Raw genomic sequence first — 18,906 nt, forward strand, 5'->3', positions numbered from 1 at the left:
AAGAGAGCTGTTATAATAACAGCTCTCCATTACACTTAATGGCAATAATTGAAGCGTACCTTCAATTATCAAGATTAATGATTGGACAACATTAATCTTTCGGCAATTTATGCCTTCTACTTATCACTTGAATGTCCAGATTCTCACTACGATAAGTATACCCAATAAATTGCACCTCTGTATAGACTCTAAGTCTATTATATACAATTTATGAAAGCGCTGTCAATAGATTTTTGTAAGATATTAAAAAATTTATAAAAAACAATTGTAAGTTGATTTGAATATTATATAAAAAACGTATATAATGGTATAAAGATGCATTACAAAATTCTAGATCATAGAGAGGTTTATTAATGAAAAAAGACACTCGTATCAAGAATGTTATGGAAAAAGCTATACTTAAAGCTAAAACAACAATGAATGATAATATTGGGGGACCATTTGGTGCTGCAATTATCGATCAGGATGGCAAAATTGTTTCAGTTACTTCAAACTCAGTATTAAAAGACCACGATCCAACAGCACATGCAGAAATGAATGCGATAAGAGCTGCCGGAGAAAAATTAGGCACTCATGATTTAACAGGATGCACTTTAGTAACTACAGCATATCCATGTCCTATGTGTTTAGCCGCAACCATTTGGGCTAATATTAAACATGTTGTTTATGGATGTCGTCCAACTGATGCAGATAAGATTGGATTTAGAGATGAATTCATCTATCGCTTCATGAGAGAGGATAATCCTGATAAACAAATTTTAACTCTAGATGAAAAACATCGAGATGAATGTTTATTGTTATTTAAAGAATATAAAGAAAAAAATAAAGAACTGTATTAAAATAACAGGTACAAAAATAGCATAAATATGTTTTGAGTTTTAGCATAAATTTTATTTAAAGCACTTTCATACTATACGTAGTATAAAAGTGCTTTTATTATGTAAAAAAGGACAACATTTTAAGATGCGTCCTTTAAATTTGAATTTGTAGCTTATGGATATAAAACAAAAGTCTTAAGCATAATGAATTACATGCTTTTTTCTTGTCTTGACTGCTTTTATCACTATTGGCCTCAAAGCTAACAGTTATACTTACTGTTGGTGTAACCCCATCACAAGCTGTAAGAATGATAAGAAAAGAATACTTATCGATAAAAGAAGTTTTGATTTCATCATATTTAAAATCCTCCACCTATCGTTTTTTTAATTATTGCATATCAATTTAGTGAAAATTATTTCATATTAAAAATTAGTTTCAAATCATACTTTTACTGTAATCATATACCGCTCAAAGACCCCGTCTCATTTAAAAATGGGGTTACATTATCATTTTGGTGGCCCGTAGAGGTTCGCATTTTTTACAGAGTAAATCAGATTAGACTAATATTGAAGTCCTTCTATTACACTATAAAGCTTGAAGATAATCTATTTTCGAGTATATAACTCTAACGATTTCAACTAGCTTATCTTTTGCATTGTAAAAATATAGAACAATATAGTTATCAACAATACATTTTCTTTGGTTAATTTCATAGATGAGTTTGCTCTCTACTAGCAGAAAAGATAACGGGAGAAGCAAAAGTTCATTAAATTTACTTTTGAATTTATATATTAGATCAGTTGCAGTTTCTTGATTCACTAACTAAAATGAAATATAGTAAAAGATATTTTCTAAATCATCTTTTGCTTTAGGAAATAGTATATACCTATTTTCCATACTTCGTTTTCATCTCGTTTAAAAAAAGTGCTCCATCAATCTTTTAATCAAGATTATCAATATCTTTTAGAGATTCATTAATGAATTCAAACATCTGTTTTTTGGCAACCTCTTTTTCATAAACAGCGATACTCATAATGACCATAGAACCATAACATTTTTAGTTACAAAAACAGGCTCATTAGTCTCTTCTACTTATTTAGAAATTGAGGCAGTATTTTTAAGTTCTCTGATTGGTATAATTTTACTTTTTCTATATCAAAAGATATTGCTTGATTAAAGTCTACATTTCAACTCTGGTACGGCGTTATATTTAGTTGAAATTTAGGGTTTTAATCCTTAATAACTCATTTTTGTTAATACCAATTTTAACTCAAACATTCAAAAAATTTATTTGTTTTTCAATATAAATAATAAAAATGCATAAACAGAGATAGATGATTTTAATGTAACAATTACAGTCACATGATTATATAACAAAGTTTAAAGATATTTACTAAGAAAGAAGATTTACAAGATAAGAGATTAGCAAAACTAATACAAAGGATGGAATAGTATTCAATACTCTTATATTTTTGAATTTCATCAATTCAAATCCAAGAACAATTGTAATAATGCCACCAATTGCATTAAAATTAGCTGTCGTTGAATCTATCATAATTGGCTCTATGAACATACCTAGATAGAAAAGTATTAGATATGTTCCTAGTTGGAAAATTGACAATGCAGGAATGATTATCCCTATCGAAGCTGCAAAAACCATAGCAGTAAAAAAATCTAAAACAGATTTTGAAATCAATATGGATGAGTCTCCAATCATACCTTCTAACATTGCTCCAAAGATACCTGTTCCGCTAAAACAAAATATAGCTATAGCGATTGTTATTTCTGTCATGAAAAATTTATCATTATTTAAATCATTTGTCTTAATGTATTTAGAAACTGATTTTTCTATCACATTATTTATTTTTTGTTCAATATGGAATAATTCACCACAAATTGTTCCAACAATAAATGAAATGATAACAATTGTGAGTGAATCAAGTTTTGAAAGAGAAAGGATACCAATACAAATTGCTGCAAAAGCAAATATTGTTGGCAAAGAATTTTTCAGATCTTTTGAGATATATCGTTTCAGGAATGTTCCTATTAGTCCCCCTATAAGAACGCTTGAAACATTTATTATTATTCCTATCGGCATAATGCTACCTCAAACTTTCCTCAAGAAAACAAAACACCTTCTCCATGTTTTCTTTTGTTTCAAATAACTTGTCTCCATGATCTGCAGTTTCAAGAATCTCGAAAATAACTTTATCATCACCAGCTATTCTTCTTATTTTATCAACAAATATGACACTTTGTTGATAGGGAACTAAATGATCCATTCTTCCGTGCTGTATCAACATAGGTGGTATATTTGAATGTACATAAGTCATTGGATTTGATTTTTGTACATAATTATAATCTAGTTCAGTTATTTTTCCTCCAAGATATCTTGATTCAGGTGATAGTTCTTCACTATGATCTTGTGGAAAAAGATGATTTTCTTTTAATTGTTTATCCATTAAAAGAAAGTCTGTTGGAGCAAACCATGCAACACCTGCTTGAACTTCTGAAGAATACATTTGATTCCCAGTAGATATATCATCGAATAGATTAATACCAGCACTAGTACATAACATTTCAACAAAATTGCCCCCTGCTGAACCACCACATGCTGCAATTTTATCGGAATCTATTTGATATTTTTTCGCATTTGCTCTCAAAAAACGAATTGCTGATTTGCAGTCTTGCAATCCAGCTGGAAATATAGATTCACCACTCAATCTATAATTTACACTAACAACAACGAACCCTTTTTTAACCCCTTCTAAAAATGGTTGAACTTGTCTATCACTTTTATCACACATCGCAAATGCTCCTCCATGAATAAAGAAGATACACGGATACATTCCTGGCTCATTTGGCATATAAATATCCATTTTTTGTGAATTAGAATTAAAAGCATATGCTACATCTAATTGTTTGTTCTTTATAAACTCATGTTTTGCCAGTGGCAACTTCTCATGATTTAATGGTGGTGATTCAATCGGTTTATATACTGTTTTTTTCTTCATTATAATCATCTTCTATTCTTGAGTAAGTGTTTTCTCTATTTTGGGTTTAGATCTTTTACTTTTTTGATATTCATCAAAAATTACAGCAAATAAAAGAATTGCGCCTTTTACAACATATTGTACATATGCTCCAAGACCAGACAATTGCATTCCATTTGAAAGAACTTGGAGTATAAATATACCTACAATTAGTCCCCAAATTTTGCCTTCTCCACCTTTAAAACTGATCCCTCCAATAATAGCTGCAGTTAAAGCTGTAAACTCTGTTCCTGGACCAAATGTTGAGGTCATCACATTTGCTTTTGCCATCATTATCATTGTAGCTACTGCAAAAAAGAACCCACATAAAGCATATATACTAATTCTAATCATTTTTGTCTTTATTCCTGAAAGTTTAGAAGCTTCTTCATTTCCTCCAGTTGCAAAAATGTATCTTCCAAAATATGTTTTTTTAAATACAATAGAAGCAATTGCAACAATAATAATTGTTAGCCAAATATCAAATGGAATCCCTAATAAGCTATCACTAATCAAAAAATCTAATGCGTGATCCAATCGATAAGTCTTGGCTTCAGAAATCATAAATGAAGCTCCTTGAAAGACCATCGCAGTAGCTAAAGTAGCGATTAAAGGGAAAATATTTACAGATGTTACAATTAATCCATTTAAAAAACCCAGTATTGCGCCAATCATAAGTCCAATCAAAATTGCAAGCCAGACAGGTATGCTTGAACTTACAATGAGAACCGCTGTAATTACGCCAACAAGCGACATTTGATAACCAACTGAAAGATCTATACCTCCACCAATCATAACAAAACTCATTCCAATTGCAGCTATAATAAAATAAGTATTTTGTGTGATTATATTAGTCAGATTTCTCCATGAGGCAAATAATGGATTAGCAAAGGAAAAAACAATAATCATTAGCATCAATACATATAGAATTGTATAGTTTTTATATTTTATAGTTTTTAATTTATATAATATAGTTTTACCTTTTTTTTTCATGTTATTCTCTCCTAATTATTCCCTGATGCCATATCAATTATTTTAGTTTGACTAAAATCTTTGCGATAAAGTTCTCCCATCAGTTTCCCTTCTGATAGAACCATAATCCTATCACTCATTCCAATTAATTCAACAAGATCTGAGGAAATCATAAGTATAGAATTTCCTTCATCTGCAAGTTGATTCATTAATTCATAAATTTCCATTTTTGCTCCTACATCAATTCCTCGAGTTGGTTCGTCAAATATTATAATCCTTGATTGTGCTCCAAGCGTTTTTCCTACCACAACCTTCTGTTGATTTCCTCCAGAAAGATTCCTTACAACTTGATTTAAAGAAGGCGTTTTAATATTTAATAAGTCTGAATAATATTTAGACTGTTTTATTTCTCTTTTTTTATCAACAAAAAAGCCATTTGAAAGATTCCTAATAGAGGCGATAGATAAATTAAATTGAATTGTTTTTTCTAAAAAACATCCCGTTCTTTTTCTATCTTCTGGGATTAGTCCCATTCCATAATAAATCGCCCTGTGTGGGGAATTTATTAATACTTTCTCCCCATTAATAAAGATCTCACCCTTATCCTTTTTTGCACCACCATATATAGCCATAGCCATTTCGGTTCTCCCAGATCCCATTAAGCCTGCAACACCTAAAATTTCTCCTTTACGTAAAGAAAAACTGATATCTTTGACTCCGTTACCAGACATATTCTTAACTTCAAGTGCTATATCATCATATTTGATTTTTCTTATAGGATAATCTTCTCTGACTTTTCTTCCCACCATCATTTCAATCATTTTTTTTCTTGTTACTTCTATGATTGGAAGAGTCGAAATTAAAATCCCATCTCTCAAAACTGTTACACGATCAGAAATTTTAAATATTTCTTCTAATCTATGAGAAATGTATATAATTGTAGTCCCATTTTTCTTTACTTCTTTAATTATTTCATACATTTTATTAGTCTCAGCGATTGAAAGTGGAGCGCTCGGTTCATCGAGCACTAACACTTTAGCGCTTTTTGAAACAGCTTTTACGATTTCTGTCAATTGCATTTGTGCGGGGCTTAGTTCAGAAACTTTTTGTCTAACATCAATATCAATATTATATTTTCTGAACAAAACCTCCGCTTGTGCAACTATATTTTTAAAACTGAAAAAATTCCCAACTTTATCACCTAAAAAGATATTTTCTGCTACTGACAAAGACTCAATTAAACTAAACTCTTGATAGACAACTTCTATCCCTTTCATCTTTGCTTCGTATAGAGATAAATGACTATACTCTATTCCTTGATAAACGATGCTACCTGATTCAGGATGAACTGCACCTGAAATAACTTTAATCAAAGTTGATTTACCAGCTCCATTTTCGCCAACAATTGCATGTACCTCACCTTCAAAAAAGTTGAGACTGACTTTGTTTAATGCTATGACGCCTGGATATGATTTTACAATATTATTCATTTCAAGAATAGGAATATTCATATTAAATCCTCTTTTCTAGATAACTAAATATTAATTATTAATGAACTTAATTTGAAATAATACCATTAGAAGCTCTTTGCACAGTATTAAGTGTAAGCCCATCTAAAGAAGTTACAGTTGCTAAAGCATCCCATGTGACTACAGTATAATCTTCTCCACTAAGCATATCTTCTATAATATCTCCCATTGCACCAACAAGATCCCCACCACCAAAAGCAACGCAACCACGAAGAACACCTTCACCATTTGCGGAAGCTAACAAAGTATCTCCTTCAGGTCCAAACATACCTACACCAAAAGTTGCATATCCGCTAGAATCAGCACCATTCAATGAATCCATAATTGCTTGTGAAGCCCCAGATGCCGCATCAGAATCATAACATAATACAATTTTTAAATTAGGATTAGTAGTCAATAAATTTTCTGTAGCGACCTGTCCATTTTGGAACATAGATGCTTCTACTTCTCCAACTTTATTTAACTCTGGAATGTAAACTGGATTTTCAATACGATTTGCTTCAGTCACAACACTTCCAGCAAGATTAATATAATCTCCATCGACATTCTTCAAATATGGTTCAAAAGCCATCTTCAATCCATTTGATCTTGCAATCGAATCTTCATTCAATGTACTAACAAGTACAGCTGCTTCTAAAGATCCAGCTGTTGCATCTGGATAATTTTCAGAAACCCATTCTTTTACCATTAATGCTTCGTATTCTCCAGCTAAAAACTGATCCATCTTTGCAACAGCATCTCTTGCGCTTTCTCCAGGTTCTGTACCTGCAACGAAAACAAGTATGCCTGCGTCCCTAGCATCTTCTAGTTTACTTACAAGACTCGATGTTTCAACTGGCATCACGAAAATAATCTTCACTTGCATCGTGACAAAATTATCTATTTGAGATGCTTGAGTGTTTGGATCATTGTTAGCATTTCCAACTTGAACATCATATTCTTCACCAAAACGAGCAGTAAATGATTCTTGGAAAGCAACCATTAAAGGATTATCCATACTCGTAAGGGATAATGCGACAATCTCTTTTTGTTCTTTCCCACAACTAAATAAAGCTAATGACAACATGAATAATGTAACAAAAATTATACCTTTTCTTCTCATATTAATTCCTCCGTTATTTTTATGATACACCTAAATGGTAGCACTTTCATTATTGACATGCAATTCGAAATAAGTTAAAATATATTCTATAAGGGAATAAATAGGTGGCGTAAATGAAAATTCAAATATTAAATGAGTTTATAGTTCTAGCAGATAAAAAGAATTATTCAGCAGCAGCTGATTTTCTTTATATCTCTCAATCGTCTTTATCAAAACATATATTGAATTTGGAAGATGAACTCGGCTTTACGATTTTTGATCGCAATACTAGAAATATAGAATTAACCCCTTATGGTCATAAATTACTTGAATATTCTAAAGCTATTTGTGACTTATATAATGGTTCCATATTAAAAATAAAGGATACTATAGATAATCAAAACGAAATTATCCGTCTTTCTTCAATTCCAGTCATGCCACATTATGCTATAACCAATGAAATCACAAATTTTAAGCTGAATCATCCCTTTGCTAAGTTTGTTATTACTGAACACGACTCAGCAGAATTATTAAACTTATTATTGACGAATCAAGTTGATTTAGCATTTATGAGAATTGAAGATGTTAAATCTGCGCATATTGAATATGTACCTTTTGTACAAGATGAAATGGTTGTCGTTCTACCTGATGAGCATCGTTATGCAAAAAACACCACCATACACATATCATTACTAAAGGATGAAGAGTTCTTATTTCTTCATGAAAATACATCATTGTATACCATTTGCGTGAATGTCTGCAAAGCAGCGGGTTTTGCACCTAATATAGTATATACAGGTCATCGTATTGAAAATATTTTAGATCTTATTGAAAAGGGTATGGGAATTTCACTATTAATGTCTAAACATGTCGAGTATTATCATGATACCAATGTAACTATTGTTAATCTTCATCCAAAAACAACTAGTGTAATTGGATTGTGTAAAGTAAAGAATCACGAGTTATCTATAAATTCACAAAAGTTTTGGAATATTGTTAAAGCTAAGCATATAAAATAAATTAGTAAGTAAAGTGTGCTTTTATTGCGGATTAAAAAAATAATTTCATTTACTTTTATAATCATAATAGCATTACTTACATATAAAGACAATCCTCTTAATCGAGGTGTCTTTATTTTTTTATCTTCTCTTATAATCTATAGTATCTTATTGAGAAAAATATAAATCGGAAAAATTAGAACATCTATTGATTATCAAATGCCTTATCAAGAATATTGTTTAGCTTGTTATAAATATATGTTGTGTTTTCAATCATATTTTAAAGACTTGTTATCACCTTTCTTTGCCTGGTGATGATTTTGCTTATGTTGTTATAAGTTTTACAATCTTAAGACCTTTTGTTTAATTTCTTAAAAATTTTATACCTATGAGCCAAAAATCTAGAAAACTTAGATTTAAAGAATTATTGAACACATATAAAAAGCCCATTTATTAGTTTAAATGAGCTGTTTTATGATTTTATTGGTGACCCGTAGGGGTTCATTTTATTAAAATAAATTAGCTTATATTCTATTTATTTCCCATTGTCATTGCCATAACTGCTTTAGCAGTATGCAATCTATTTTCAGCTTCTTGATAAACAATTGAATGTTTTCCATCAATCACTGAATCTTCTACTTCATTGCCTCTATCTGCAGGTAGTGCATGCATATAATATACATTTGGACTAGCTAACTTCATCATGTCTTCAGTACATTTCCAACCTTTATAAGATTCTAAAAGATCATCAATAACTGCTGTTGATTGATTATTAACCCAGCTTCCCCAGTTTTTAGGAATCACAACATCAGCATTCGTAAATGCTTCTTTCATATCATGAGTAATCTTAAATGATCCACCATTTTCTTCTGCATTTTTTCTTGCTTGTTCTACTGCCCAATCAGGTAGATCATAACCTTTAGGATAAGCTAATGTCACATCAATACCATATCTTGGAAATAATAAAATTTGAGTTAATGGTACACTAATTGGTTTCTTATGACTTTTTGCATAAGCCCAAATAATAGAGACTTTAAGTTTTTTAGTCGTCTTTGTGACCTCTTGAATTGTCATTAAATCAGCTAGACCTTGCATAGGGTGATAAATATCGCATTGAAGATTCATAATCGGCACAGTAGAATTGACTGCCATTTCACGGATATATTTGTTTCCTATACCCCAGTTACAATATCTACACGCAATACCATGACCATAAGATGAAAGAATTGTTGCAGTATCTTTAGCAGATTCGCCATGTGAAATTTGCATCGTAGAAACATCTAAAAATGTTCCATGACCTCCAAGATGTGCAATTCCCGCTTCCATAGAATTTCTTGTTCTTGTAGAAGCTTCAAAAAACATTAAGAACGCTGTCTTATTGGTTAGATAATCTGTAGGTTCATTATTTAAAAACTTTCTTTTAAGTTCTTTTGATACTTCAAGAAGTTTATCAATCTCTTCTTTTTTCCATTCTTCTAACGTAATGAAATGTTTACCTTTAAATAATGGTTTCATTTTATTTCTCCTTTTTAATGTGTTTTAAATACATAAGAGGAATTGCTGCATACATTGCGCAAGCCTCAATTAAATCCTTTTTCCAAGTCTTTTCGTTTGGCGCATGAGCTTCTTCTTCATGTCCTGGTCCAAAGCCAATACAAGGAATTTCATGTCTTCCCATAATTGATACACCATTTGTTGAAAATGTCCATTTATCAACAATTGGATTTTTTTTAAATAAGTTCTTATATGCATCAACCAAAGATTCACAGACAACATGATCTTCTTCTAGGACCCATGTTGGAAAATATGATTGTGTTGGATATACTAAACCAGTATATGCAGCTCTTTCATATGTATACATTTCTACTACAGCTCCAGCAGCTTTAACTGAAGGTAGGTCTCTAATTTCTTCTAATGCAGATAAATAAGTTTCACCATGTGTTAATCTTCTATCAATAGAGATTGAACATCCATCAGCAACAGCACATCTTGAAGGTGAACTAAAATATACTTGAGATACTGTCATTGTTCCTTTACCTAGGAAAGGATCATCTTTAAGTCTATCATTTAATTCTTTTACTTCTAATAAGATTGGAGCCATCTTGAAGATTGCGTTATCTCCTCTTTCAGGAGCACTACCATGACAACTCACACCATGTGTACTGACTTTAATTTCCATACGTCCACGATGACCACGATATATTCTACAGGACGTTGGTTCAGTAATGACTACAAATTCAGGTGTAACTTTATCTTCTTCAATAATATATTGCCAGCATAAGCCATCACAATCTTCTTCTTGAACGGTTGCAGTTATTAAAAGTGTATAATCGTCTTCAAGTTTCAATTCTTTAATAATTTTACCAGCGTAAACCATGGATGCCATACCACCTTCTTGATCAGAAGTTCCTCTACCACCAATAGTTTCTTCATCTTCATATCCTTCATAAGGATCAAAAGTCCAGTTTTTAATTTCACCAATACCAACAGTATCAATATGACCGTCCATAGCAATTAAATGTTTACCATGTCCAACCTTACCAAACAAGTTTCCCATAGGGTCTAGTGTTACTGAGTCAAATCCAACTTTAATCATTTCTTCTTTAATGCGTTCAATGACTTTTTTTTCATCACATGATTCACTAGGGATTCTAACCATATCTCTTAAAAACTTAGTCATATCCTTTTCATAGGCTTGAGCTTTTTTTAAAATGTCATCAAAAGGAATTTTTATCATAGTTCTTTACCTCTTTTTTCCAAAATCTTTTTATCATATTTTTTAATTAATTCATATTCATCATTCCAAAATTTCATATCTCTCATTTGATTTAAATAATCAATCGAATAATCAAATCTTAGCCAATCATGTTCTTTTTGTTTAAATAATCTTTCTTTTTTAGCCATAGATCTTAAATCATCAACATGTTCTGTATCAACTTTTAAGAAAATATCTTTAAACCATCTTCTTAAGACAAAGTCTTCAGTTTCTAAAACGCGGTGATTTAAATTATCAATAACACTGTTGTATCTATCATAACCATCGGTTGCAACTGTAACGATATTATCATTAGCACCTAATTTTAAATACTTAGCCATCTTGATTGCACCAAGAATATTACATATAGTAGATACACCAAATATATCTCTTAAACTTTCAGCAACTTTAGGATCAACACCATTTTCAACTAAAATATGTGGCGCATCATGGATGATCTTTAATCCTCTTACAGAATCTTCATCACTTATTAATGCCACAAAATCAGTTGTTAAAACATTATGAATTAATGTACACATCTTATCTCCGATACCTTCGATACGATGTTGTCCAACTCCGCCATTCATAAGTGTAGAACATTCATATGGTTCTAGTGCAACAACTCTTGCTTCTGGAAATGCTTGTTTAATTTGATCGCCTGCTGCCAATGTTCCTGCACTACCTGGTGCAGAAGCAAAGCATGCAATTCTTCCATTACCAATACCTTTTACAGCTTCAATTGCACTATTACCTGTAACATGTCTATGAAAACGATAATTAGGTAGTAATTCAAATTGTGCTAATGATCTATAATTAGGATTTTTCTTTAATTCATAAGTACGTTGCAACGTTAAGATAACATCAGATTCAGTACCTGGTGTTAAATCTAGTTTTGCACCATATCTTTTGATTCTATCATATCTTTCTTTACTCATATTATCTGGCATAATAACGATTGAATCGTATTTCATTAAATTACAAATATATGCAACACCAATTCCAAAGTTACCAGTTGATGGTCCTAAAATTGTATGTTTTTCTGGAATAATTTCTTTATCTACACATCCTTCAATAAGTGTAGAATATGCAGGTCCCACTTTGTGGGATCCAGAAGGAAAATATTTTCCTAATAAAACAACAATATTTGCGTCAACACCAGTTAATTCTTTAGGTAGTACAATTTTATTAACTTCATTGTTTTCATTTTTCCATGTAATATTAAATAAATTTATAGGATTTAATTCATCCTCTTTTGAATGTAGAGCTTTCTTTCTAATTTCAGGATCTATATGACTCGGATTAAGCATTTCATCATATGTAGGTCCAAACGGTACTTTAGGCATGTCTTTTTTCTCCTTTTTCTTCTATTATTTGTTTTAAGTCTTCTAGTCTAGGTTTAACTAACGTTGGTGCCTTTACTGCTTTTTGTGCGTTTAAAGGATCCTTTAGACCATTACCAGTCATAATGATTGTTACTGTTTCATTTTCTTTGATGATTTTGGTTTTGATTGCTTCTTTTACACCTGCTAAAGCTGCCACTCCAGCTGGTTCTCCGAAGATACCTTCGCTACTTCCTAACTGTTTCATACTTTGTAAAATTTGTTCATCTGTTATAGCTATCCAAGCACCAGATGATTTTTTAACTGCTTGTATTGCTTTAACAGGATTTCTTGGAATACCAACAGAAATACTATCAGCTATTGTGTTTTCCATTGCTTCTTTTAAAGGTTTGCTATTTATATATGCATCAACAAAAGGTGAACATCCCGTGCTTTGAACACCTAATAATTTAGGTATTTTTTTTATTAATTTTAATTGCAGTAAATCATAAAATCCTTTATAAACTCCTGCAATTGTGCATCCATCACCTACTGAAACTGCAACCCAATCTGTTAATCTAAATTTAAGCTGTTCTGCAATTTCTAAAGCCACTGTTTTTTTACCTTCTACTAAGTGAGGATTTATCGCTGCATTCCTGTTATACCACCCATACTCATTAATCGCAAGTTTTGATAGATTAAACGTGTCTTTATAGTCTCCATCAACACTAATAACCTTAGAACCATAAATTAATAACTGATTAAGCTTTCCTACAGGAGCTCTTTTAGGAACAAATATAACAGTCTTTAATCCCATACGTGCAGCATGACAAGCTAAGCTTGATGCTGCATTTCCTGTTGAACTACAGGAAATTGTATCATATCCACTCTCAATTGCTTTTAGGACTGCTATTCCACTTGCTCGATCTTTGAGACTTGCACTTGGATTTAATCCTTCATCTTTAATGTATATTTTTTTAATATGCAACTCTTTTTCTAAATTATTTGATCGATATAACGGTGTTCCACCTATTTTAAGCATTTGATCGATATGTGTTTTCTCTACTGGAAGCATTGGCATATAACGCCACATTGTAAATTCTTCTTGTTGTTTAAAATAGTTTATATCAACAAATTTACGCATTGCTTCATAATCATATTCGATATCTAAAATACCTTTTTCTCCACAAGAAGGACATGTCATGATATCTTTGTCATAATCAAGTGTTTGATTGCATAATGTACACCTATATTGTTTTATAAAACTCAATTTTTCACCTTCTTATTTATTTCAATTGGAACAATCTTAAATAAATCGACATCAAACAATCCTCTATCAGTTAATTTAAGTTTCGGAATAACTGGTAGCGCAAGAAAAGCTAGTGATATAAATGGATCATCAACATCAGGATTTAATCCCATTTTTTGGATTTTTCTTTTCATTCTAAGTAAAGTTTCTTGCACTATAACTTCAGAATGAGCTGTCATGATACCACCAACTTCTAATTCAAGAGATTCTGTTACTTTACCATCTTGAACTAAAACAATCCCACCTTGTATTTCTTGAATCATTTTTGCTGCTATGGACATATCTTTATCAGATGATCCTACGATAATTAAATTATGAGAATCATGAGCAATTGTCATCGCTAGTGCTCCATTTTTAAGTCCAAAGCCTTCCACTAGACCAATACCGATATTTCCTGTATGACGATGCCGTTCAACAACTGCAAGTTTTAATATATCTATGTTTTCATCATAAACAAACTTTTTGTTTTCTACTTTAACTTTTCTAATAAGTTCATGAGTTGTTATATTATTATGAATTAATCCTATAACACGAACTTCTGAACTGTCTAAATACAAATCAAAAGATAATTGATCATCTAAATGAACTGTATTGATAACTGCTTTAGGTATTTTAGTTGTTGCTTCAAATAAAGGTTTATCATCTTTAGCTACAATCTTACCTTTGTAGTAAACAGTTTCGGGTTCTATATGATATAAATCACTAAATACGATTAAATCAGCTTGCTTATTAGGTGCAATACCACCTAAATGATTTAGACCATAGCAATTAGCCGCATTTAGCGTTGCCATTTTAATCGCATCTATTGGTGCTATACCTGACTCTATCGCAAGATTTACATTAAAATTGATATGTCCTTCTTCTTTAATATCAAACGGATGTTTATCATCTGTACAAAATAATACTCGATTGATATTATCTTTATTTAAACCTTTTAAAAGTGCTCTTGTATTTCTTGTTTGTGAGCCTTCTCTTAAATGAACATACATACCTCTTTTAATTCTTTCAATCATAGATTCAGATATTGAACATTCATGATCAGTTTGCACACCTGCTGCAATATATGCATTTAAATCATTACCCATAATGTCTGGTGCATGTCCATCAATCTTTTTTTCTCTCATAAGTTCAATTTTATGATGAATGTCAGCTTCACCATAAATAACTGAAGGATAGTCCATAACTTCACCTAATCCAATTACTCTTGGATGGTTCATAAATGATGCAATATCATCTACACTTATCGTAGCGCCATTATTTTCATCTTTTGTTGCAGGAACACATGATGGAATCATCATGTAAACATTAAGCGGTATATGTTCACTACTTTCCAACATAAACTCTATACCCTTAGTGCCACAAACGTTTGCAATTTCATGTGGATCAGCAATAACAGTTGTTGTTCCTTTAGGTACAACAATTTTAGAAAATCCAGGAGGTGTAAGCATTGAAGACTCAATATGTACATGACCATCGATAAAACCAGGAGCAACAAATTTGTGATTTATATCATGTTCTATTTCTCCATGATAAGAACCAACCCCAACGATTGTTCCATTCTCAATAGCTATATCACCGACTTCTATCTCACCACTATACACATTAATGATCTTTGCTTGTTTTAGCACAAGTTCAGCTTTAATTTCTCCTCGAGCTACTTTCATAATTCTTTGATAATCCATAAAGCACCACCCAGTCTATATTTTTCTAATAAAATCCTCAATCAAATTAAGTGCAACTTGACTTCGATATATTTTATTAGATCTTTGATCATCAATTGGTTTAATCAATTTTTGATAATCATTTAAAATTTGTTGCATATTATCTTTTAATTCTTGAACACTTATATTTTTATAACGATTTTCTATTTCTAAATTTCTTACAACAGTCATAAAGATTGCTCCTAAAGCAATTCTAATATCAATAACAGTTCCTGAATTAATCTTTACTGCTCCAGCAAAAGAAACTTTAGAGATAGCATCTGCTCTTCTTCCTCCAACTTTTACCCAAGATGTTTGGCTAAAGTTATGAATAGGTAAAATGATTTCTGTAATCAATTCATTTTTGGCAATTGATGTCTTTCTTGGACCTAAAATAACTTTACTAATCGGAATCTGTCTTTCTTGATTAAGACTTGATAAAACAACTATAGCATCCATTAAATATAGCGCAACTAAGCTATCTCCAGCAGGTGATGCATTTGCAATATTGCCTGCAAGTGTCGCAACATTTCTAATACCTGGTGAAGCCATCTCTATGATGACGTCTTTAAGTAACTGAGGGACATCAGGATGATGCAACAAAGTTTCTAAAGATGTCATGGATCCTATTCTAATTTTAGTTTCATCTTTAATTACATATTTTAATTCATCTAAATTAAACGCATAAAGTATATTTGTATTAAATAGTGGTGGCAGATCTGCAGTATTTCTTTTTTGAATCATCAAGTCAGTACCACCTGCAATAACTTGATAATCTTCTTGGTTTAAATATGTTATTGCTTCTTTTAGATTCTTAGGGATTATTTGTTTCACCATAGTCCATCCCCCTTTTTAGAAGCTGTTTTCACTGCTTTGACAATCATGTTATAACCTGTACAGCGACATAAATTTCCCGAAAGACCTATACGAATTTCATCTTCACTAGGTTTTGGATTTTGATTTAATAAACTTTCAGCAGCAATCATCATACCCGGTGTACATATACCACATTGAGAGCCACCTTCTTCTAATATAGCATCAGCTAATGCTTGATATCTTTTTGTTTTCGTAAAACCTTCAATGGTTACAATTTCTTTTCCTTCAACATTTGCTAAAGGTAGACAACAACTATGAACAATGTGACCATCAAGTAAAACAGCGCATGCTCCACATTCTCCTTCGCCACATCCTTCTTTAGGACCTGTTAATCCAAAATGATTTCTTAAAACATCTAAAAAACGCATGCTAGGATCTAAATTCAAATCAACATCTTTACCATTTAGTTTAAATTTTATATTAGTCATGATTAATCAACTCCATCATATATTCTGGTGTTGCCGGGATTTTCTTAACTTTCCTTTTAATTGCTTGTTCTATAGCTAGCGCAACAGCAGGTGCTCCACCAACTAGCGTTAGTTCTCCAACACCTTTTGCTCCATATGGACCTAATATATAAGGATTTTCCATAATATGAGTTTCTGTTTTTGGCATATCTACTGAAGTAGGTATGATATAATCTGTCATTGTTTTTTGTCTTATTTTCCCATTCTCGTGTTTCATTACTTCTAAATATCCATAAGCTACGCCTTGTGCAATACCACCATCAGCTTGACCTAAAACCATACGCTCATCAATTGCTTTGCCTACATCATAGACACTCCAAATACCTTTAAGGTTTGCTTGAAATGTAACTGGCGACACTTCAACTTCAACAATGTTTACACCCCATGAGTATGCAGGATATGCATCACCATGCAATGTATCTTCATCCCATTTAATATATTCGGGTTGTTGATATCTTTCATTGACAACCATTTCTTGATCATCAATCCAAGTCTCTTTAAGTTTTAATGCTGCTCTAGCAAGAAGACCACCAACAATCATAATAGTTCTAGATGCGACAGTTGGTCCTGAATCAGGAACAAAATCAGTATCTGGATTATTAAAAGTAACTTGATTTGATGGAACATCTAAAGTTTGTACAACTATTTTTTTAAGAGCAGTTTTAGCGCCTTGTCCCATTTCAACTGCGGCAACCAAAATATAAACTTGATTATCTTTATCTTTTCTTAGTCTAACTTTTGCATTGATATGTGTGCTTTCACCACTACCAGTGAATCCACATCCATGTAAAAACCAACTCATCCCAATACCTTTAAAAGATTTAGGATCTTGATAAGTTTCATATTTTTGTTTATAATCAGAAATTTCCATAGCCTTATCTATCATTTTTTTCATAATAATTGGATCTCTAAAAACCCCACCAGTTGAAGTTAAATCATTTTGTTTTGCTAAATGATTTAATCTAAAAGGAAGAGGATCAATATCTAGTTCTTTTGCAATATGATTCATAAACATCTCAAAAGCAAAAATCATTTGTGGTGCACCAAATCCTCTAAATGCTCCATTTGGAACAGTATTAGTCTCATAAACATCACCAGACACATCTAAATGATCCACTGTATAAGCATCTGTTGATGCAATCATAGCTCTAGCTAAAACTACACCACTTAATCCCGTATATGCTCCACTATCTAAAGATACATGAGCTTTAATACCTTGTATATGATGATTTTCATCAATAGCTGCAGTCAATTTAATTTTGGAAGGATGACGTTTAGTTGTTACTGCCATATCTTCTTCACGTTCATAGATCATCTTAATAGGTTTACCTATTTTTTTAACAGCAACTGCAAGTTGGCATGCCATAACTGATGGGAATTCTTCTTTACCACCAAATGCTCCACCAACTGTAGGTTGAATTACACGAACCTCATCATCTTTACAATCAAGGGCTGATATAACAGCATTTTTAACATAATAAGGACATTGGATAGATCCTATTAATGTTATTTTCTTGTTTTCCTCAGGATATGCAATAAATCCTTGAGGCTCTATATAAGCTTGTTCTTGATAACCTGTCTCATATGTATGTGATACAATCTTATAAGGTTTCAAAAAAGCTTGTTCTATATTTCCTTTTTTAAACTTTTTGTTTATAACACTTTTTTTATATTCAAACAATGGTTCTAATATTGTATATTCGATTTTTATGTTATCAATAATTTGATTGATGACTTGTTTATCTTTACCGATAACAAGCATAATAGGTTCCCCAATATAATTGACAGTATGTTCTGCAAATATTGGCCAATCTTCAAAAATCATTTTGACAAAGTTTTTCCCAGGAATATCTTTATAGTCAACGATAAAATAATCCTTAGGTAACTTAGGGATTTCAATACTATCTATTTTAGCTTTTGGATGTATAGATCTTACTGTCTTAGCAAACAGCATTCCATCCATTTTAATATCACTGACATAAATTGCTTTACCAGAAACCTTTTCAACATGATCTTCTTTTTGTATTGATTTACTGATATCCTTCATTT

Annotated in this window: 15 protein-coding genes and 1 riboswitch; of the genes, 2 read left to right on the top strand and 13 right to left on the bottom strand. The window is 31.5% G+C overall.

The window, feature by feature from the left end; genetic code table 11:
- Window positions 1-11 precede the first annotated feature (11 nt).
- Window positions 12-188, bottom strand: a riboswitch (Lysine riboswitch).
- Window positions 189-353: 165 nt separating this feature from the next.
- Window positions 354-839 (top strand): nucleoside deaminase, encoded by a 486-nt coding sequence (locus MPAN_RS08170; RefSeq protein ID WP_231756768.1) that lies wholly within the window; start codon window positions 354-356, stop codon window positions 837-839.
- Between the two features lie 1,373 nt (window positions 840-2,212).
- Here the strand turns inward: MPAN_RS08170 and MPAN_RS08175 are convergent.
- The 5 genes from MPAN_RS08175 to MPAN_RS08195 are packed head-to-tail and all read right to left on the bottom strand — an operon-like array spanning window position 2,213 to window position 7,454.
- The gene (locus tag MPAN_RS08175) at window positions 2,213-2,917 is read right to left on the bottom strand and encodes a DUF554 domain-containing protein (RefSeq protein ID WP_176239358.1); all 705 of its coding nucleotides are present in this window, start codon (window positions 2,915-2,917) and stop codon (window positions 2,213-2,215) included.
- A 4-nt stretch (window positions 2,918-2,921) separates the two neighbouring features.
- The gene (locus tag MPAN_RS08180) at window positions 2,922-3,833 is read right to left on the bottom strand and encodes an alpha/beta hydrolase (protein WP_176239359.1); all 912 of its coding nucleotides are present in this window, start codon (window positions 3,831-3,833) and stop codon (window positions 2,922-2,924) included.
- Window positions 3,834-3,845: 12 nt separating this feature from the next.
- Window positions 3,846-4,844, bottom strand: a complete 999-nt coding sequence (locus MPAN_RS08185; RefSeq protein WP_176239360.1) for an ABC transporter permease — start codon at window positions 4,842-4,844, stop codon at window positions 3,846-3,848.
- An 11-nt stretch (window positions 4,845-4,855) separates the two neighbouring features.
- Window positions 4,856-6,334: a sugar ABC transporter ATP-binding protein gene (locus MPAN_RS08190; protein WP_176239361.1), complete on the bottom strand. Its 1,479-nt coding sequence runs from the start codon at window positions 6,332-6,334 to the stop codon at window positions 4,856-4,858.
- 46 nt (window positions 6,335-6,380) lie between these two features.
- A complete protein-coding gene (locus tag MPAN_RS08195) occupies window positions 6,381-7,454 on the bottom strand; it encodes a sugar ABC transporter substrate-binding protein (RefSeq protein WP_176239362.1) in 1,074 nt (357 codons plus the stop codon).
- Window positions 7,455-7,567: 113 nt separating this feature from the next.
- Between MPAN_RS08195 and MPAN_RS08200 the strand changes: the two genes are divergently transcribed.
- Window positions 7,568-8,452 carry a LysR family transcriptional regulator gene (locus MPAN_RS08200; RefSeq protein ID WP_176239363.1) on the top strand — a complete coding sequence of 295 codons (885 nt, stop codon included), beginning with the start codon at window positions 7,568-7,570 and terminating at the stop codon, window positions 8,450-8,452.
- Between the two features lie 510 nt (window positions 8,453-8,962).
- Here the strand turns inward: MPAN_RS08200 and MPAN_RS08205 are convergent.
- From MPAN_RS08205 to MPAN_RS08240, 8 genes are read right to left on the bottom strand one after another with little or no spacing between them, the layout of a single operon-like run.
- A complete protein-coding gene (locus tag MPAN_RS08205; RefSeq protein ID WP_176239364.1) occupies window positions 8,963-9,946 on the bottom strand; it encodes an ornithine carbamoyltransferase in 984 nt (327 codons plus the stop codon).
- A gap of 1 nt (window position 9,947) precedes the next feature.
- Entirely contained in the window at window positions 9,948-11,168 is a 1,221-nt protein-coding gene (locus MPAN_RS08210; RefSeq protein ID WP_176239365.1) for a YgeY family selenium metabolism-linked hydrolase, read from the bottom strand.
- Window positions 11,165-12,529, bottom strand: a complete 1,365-nt coding sequence (locus tag MPAN_RS08215; RefSeq protein WP_176239366.1) for a PLP-dependent cysteine synthase family protein — start codon at window positions 12,527-12,529, stop codon at window positions 11,165-11,167. Before MPAN_RS08215 ends, MPAN_RS08210 begins: the two co-directional genes overlap by 4 nt.
- Entirely contained in the window at window positions 12,522-13,775 is a 1,254-nt protein-coding gene (thrC, locus tag MPAN_RS08220; RefSeq protein ID WP_176239367.1) for a threonine synthase, read from the bottom strand. The genes MPAN_RS08215 and thrC overlap by 8 nt, the downstream gene beginning before the upstream one ends.
- Complete coding sequence (ade, locus tag MPAN_RS08225; RefSeq protein WP_176239368.1) at window positions 13,772-15,496, bottom strand: adenine deaminase; 1,725 nt, start codon at window positions 15,494-15,496, stop codon at window positions 13,772-13,774. Before ade ends, thrC begins: the two co-directional genes overlap by 4 nt.
- A gap of 15 nt (window positions 15,497-15,511) precedes the next feature.
- Window positions 15,512-16,351, bottom strand: a complete 840-nt coding sequence (locus tag MPAN_RS08230) for an FAD binding domain-containing protein (protein WP_176239369.1) — start codon at window positions 16,349-16,351, stop codon at window positions 15,512-15,514.
- Window positions 16,345-16,818, bottom strand: coding sequence for a (2Fe-2S)-binding protein (locus MPAN_RS08235; protein WP_176239370.1), 474 nt, complete (start codon window positions 16,816-16,818; stop codon window positions 16,345-16,347). Before MPAN_RS08235 ends, MPAN_RS08230 begins: the two co-directional genes overlap by 7 nt.
- Window positions 16,811-18,904 carry a xanthine dehydrogenase family protein molybdopterin-binding subunit gene (locus MPAN_RS08240; RefSeq protein WP_176239371.1) on the bottom strand — a complete coding sequence of 698 codons (2,094 nt, stop codon included), beginning with the start codon at window positions 18,902-18,904 and terminating at the stop codon, window positions 16,811-16,813. The genes MPAN_RS08235 and MPAN_RS08240 overlap by 8 nt, the downstream gene beginning before the upstream one ends.
- Between the last annotated feature and the right edge of the window lie 2 nt (window positions 18,905-18,906).

Source organism: Mariniplasma anaerobium, assembly GCF_016865445.1.
In the GTDB taxonomy this organism is placed as follows: Bacteria; Bacillota_I; Bacilli_A; order Acholeplasmatales; family Acholeplasmataceae; genus Mariniplasma; species Mariniplasma anaerobium.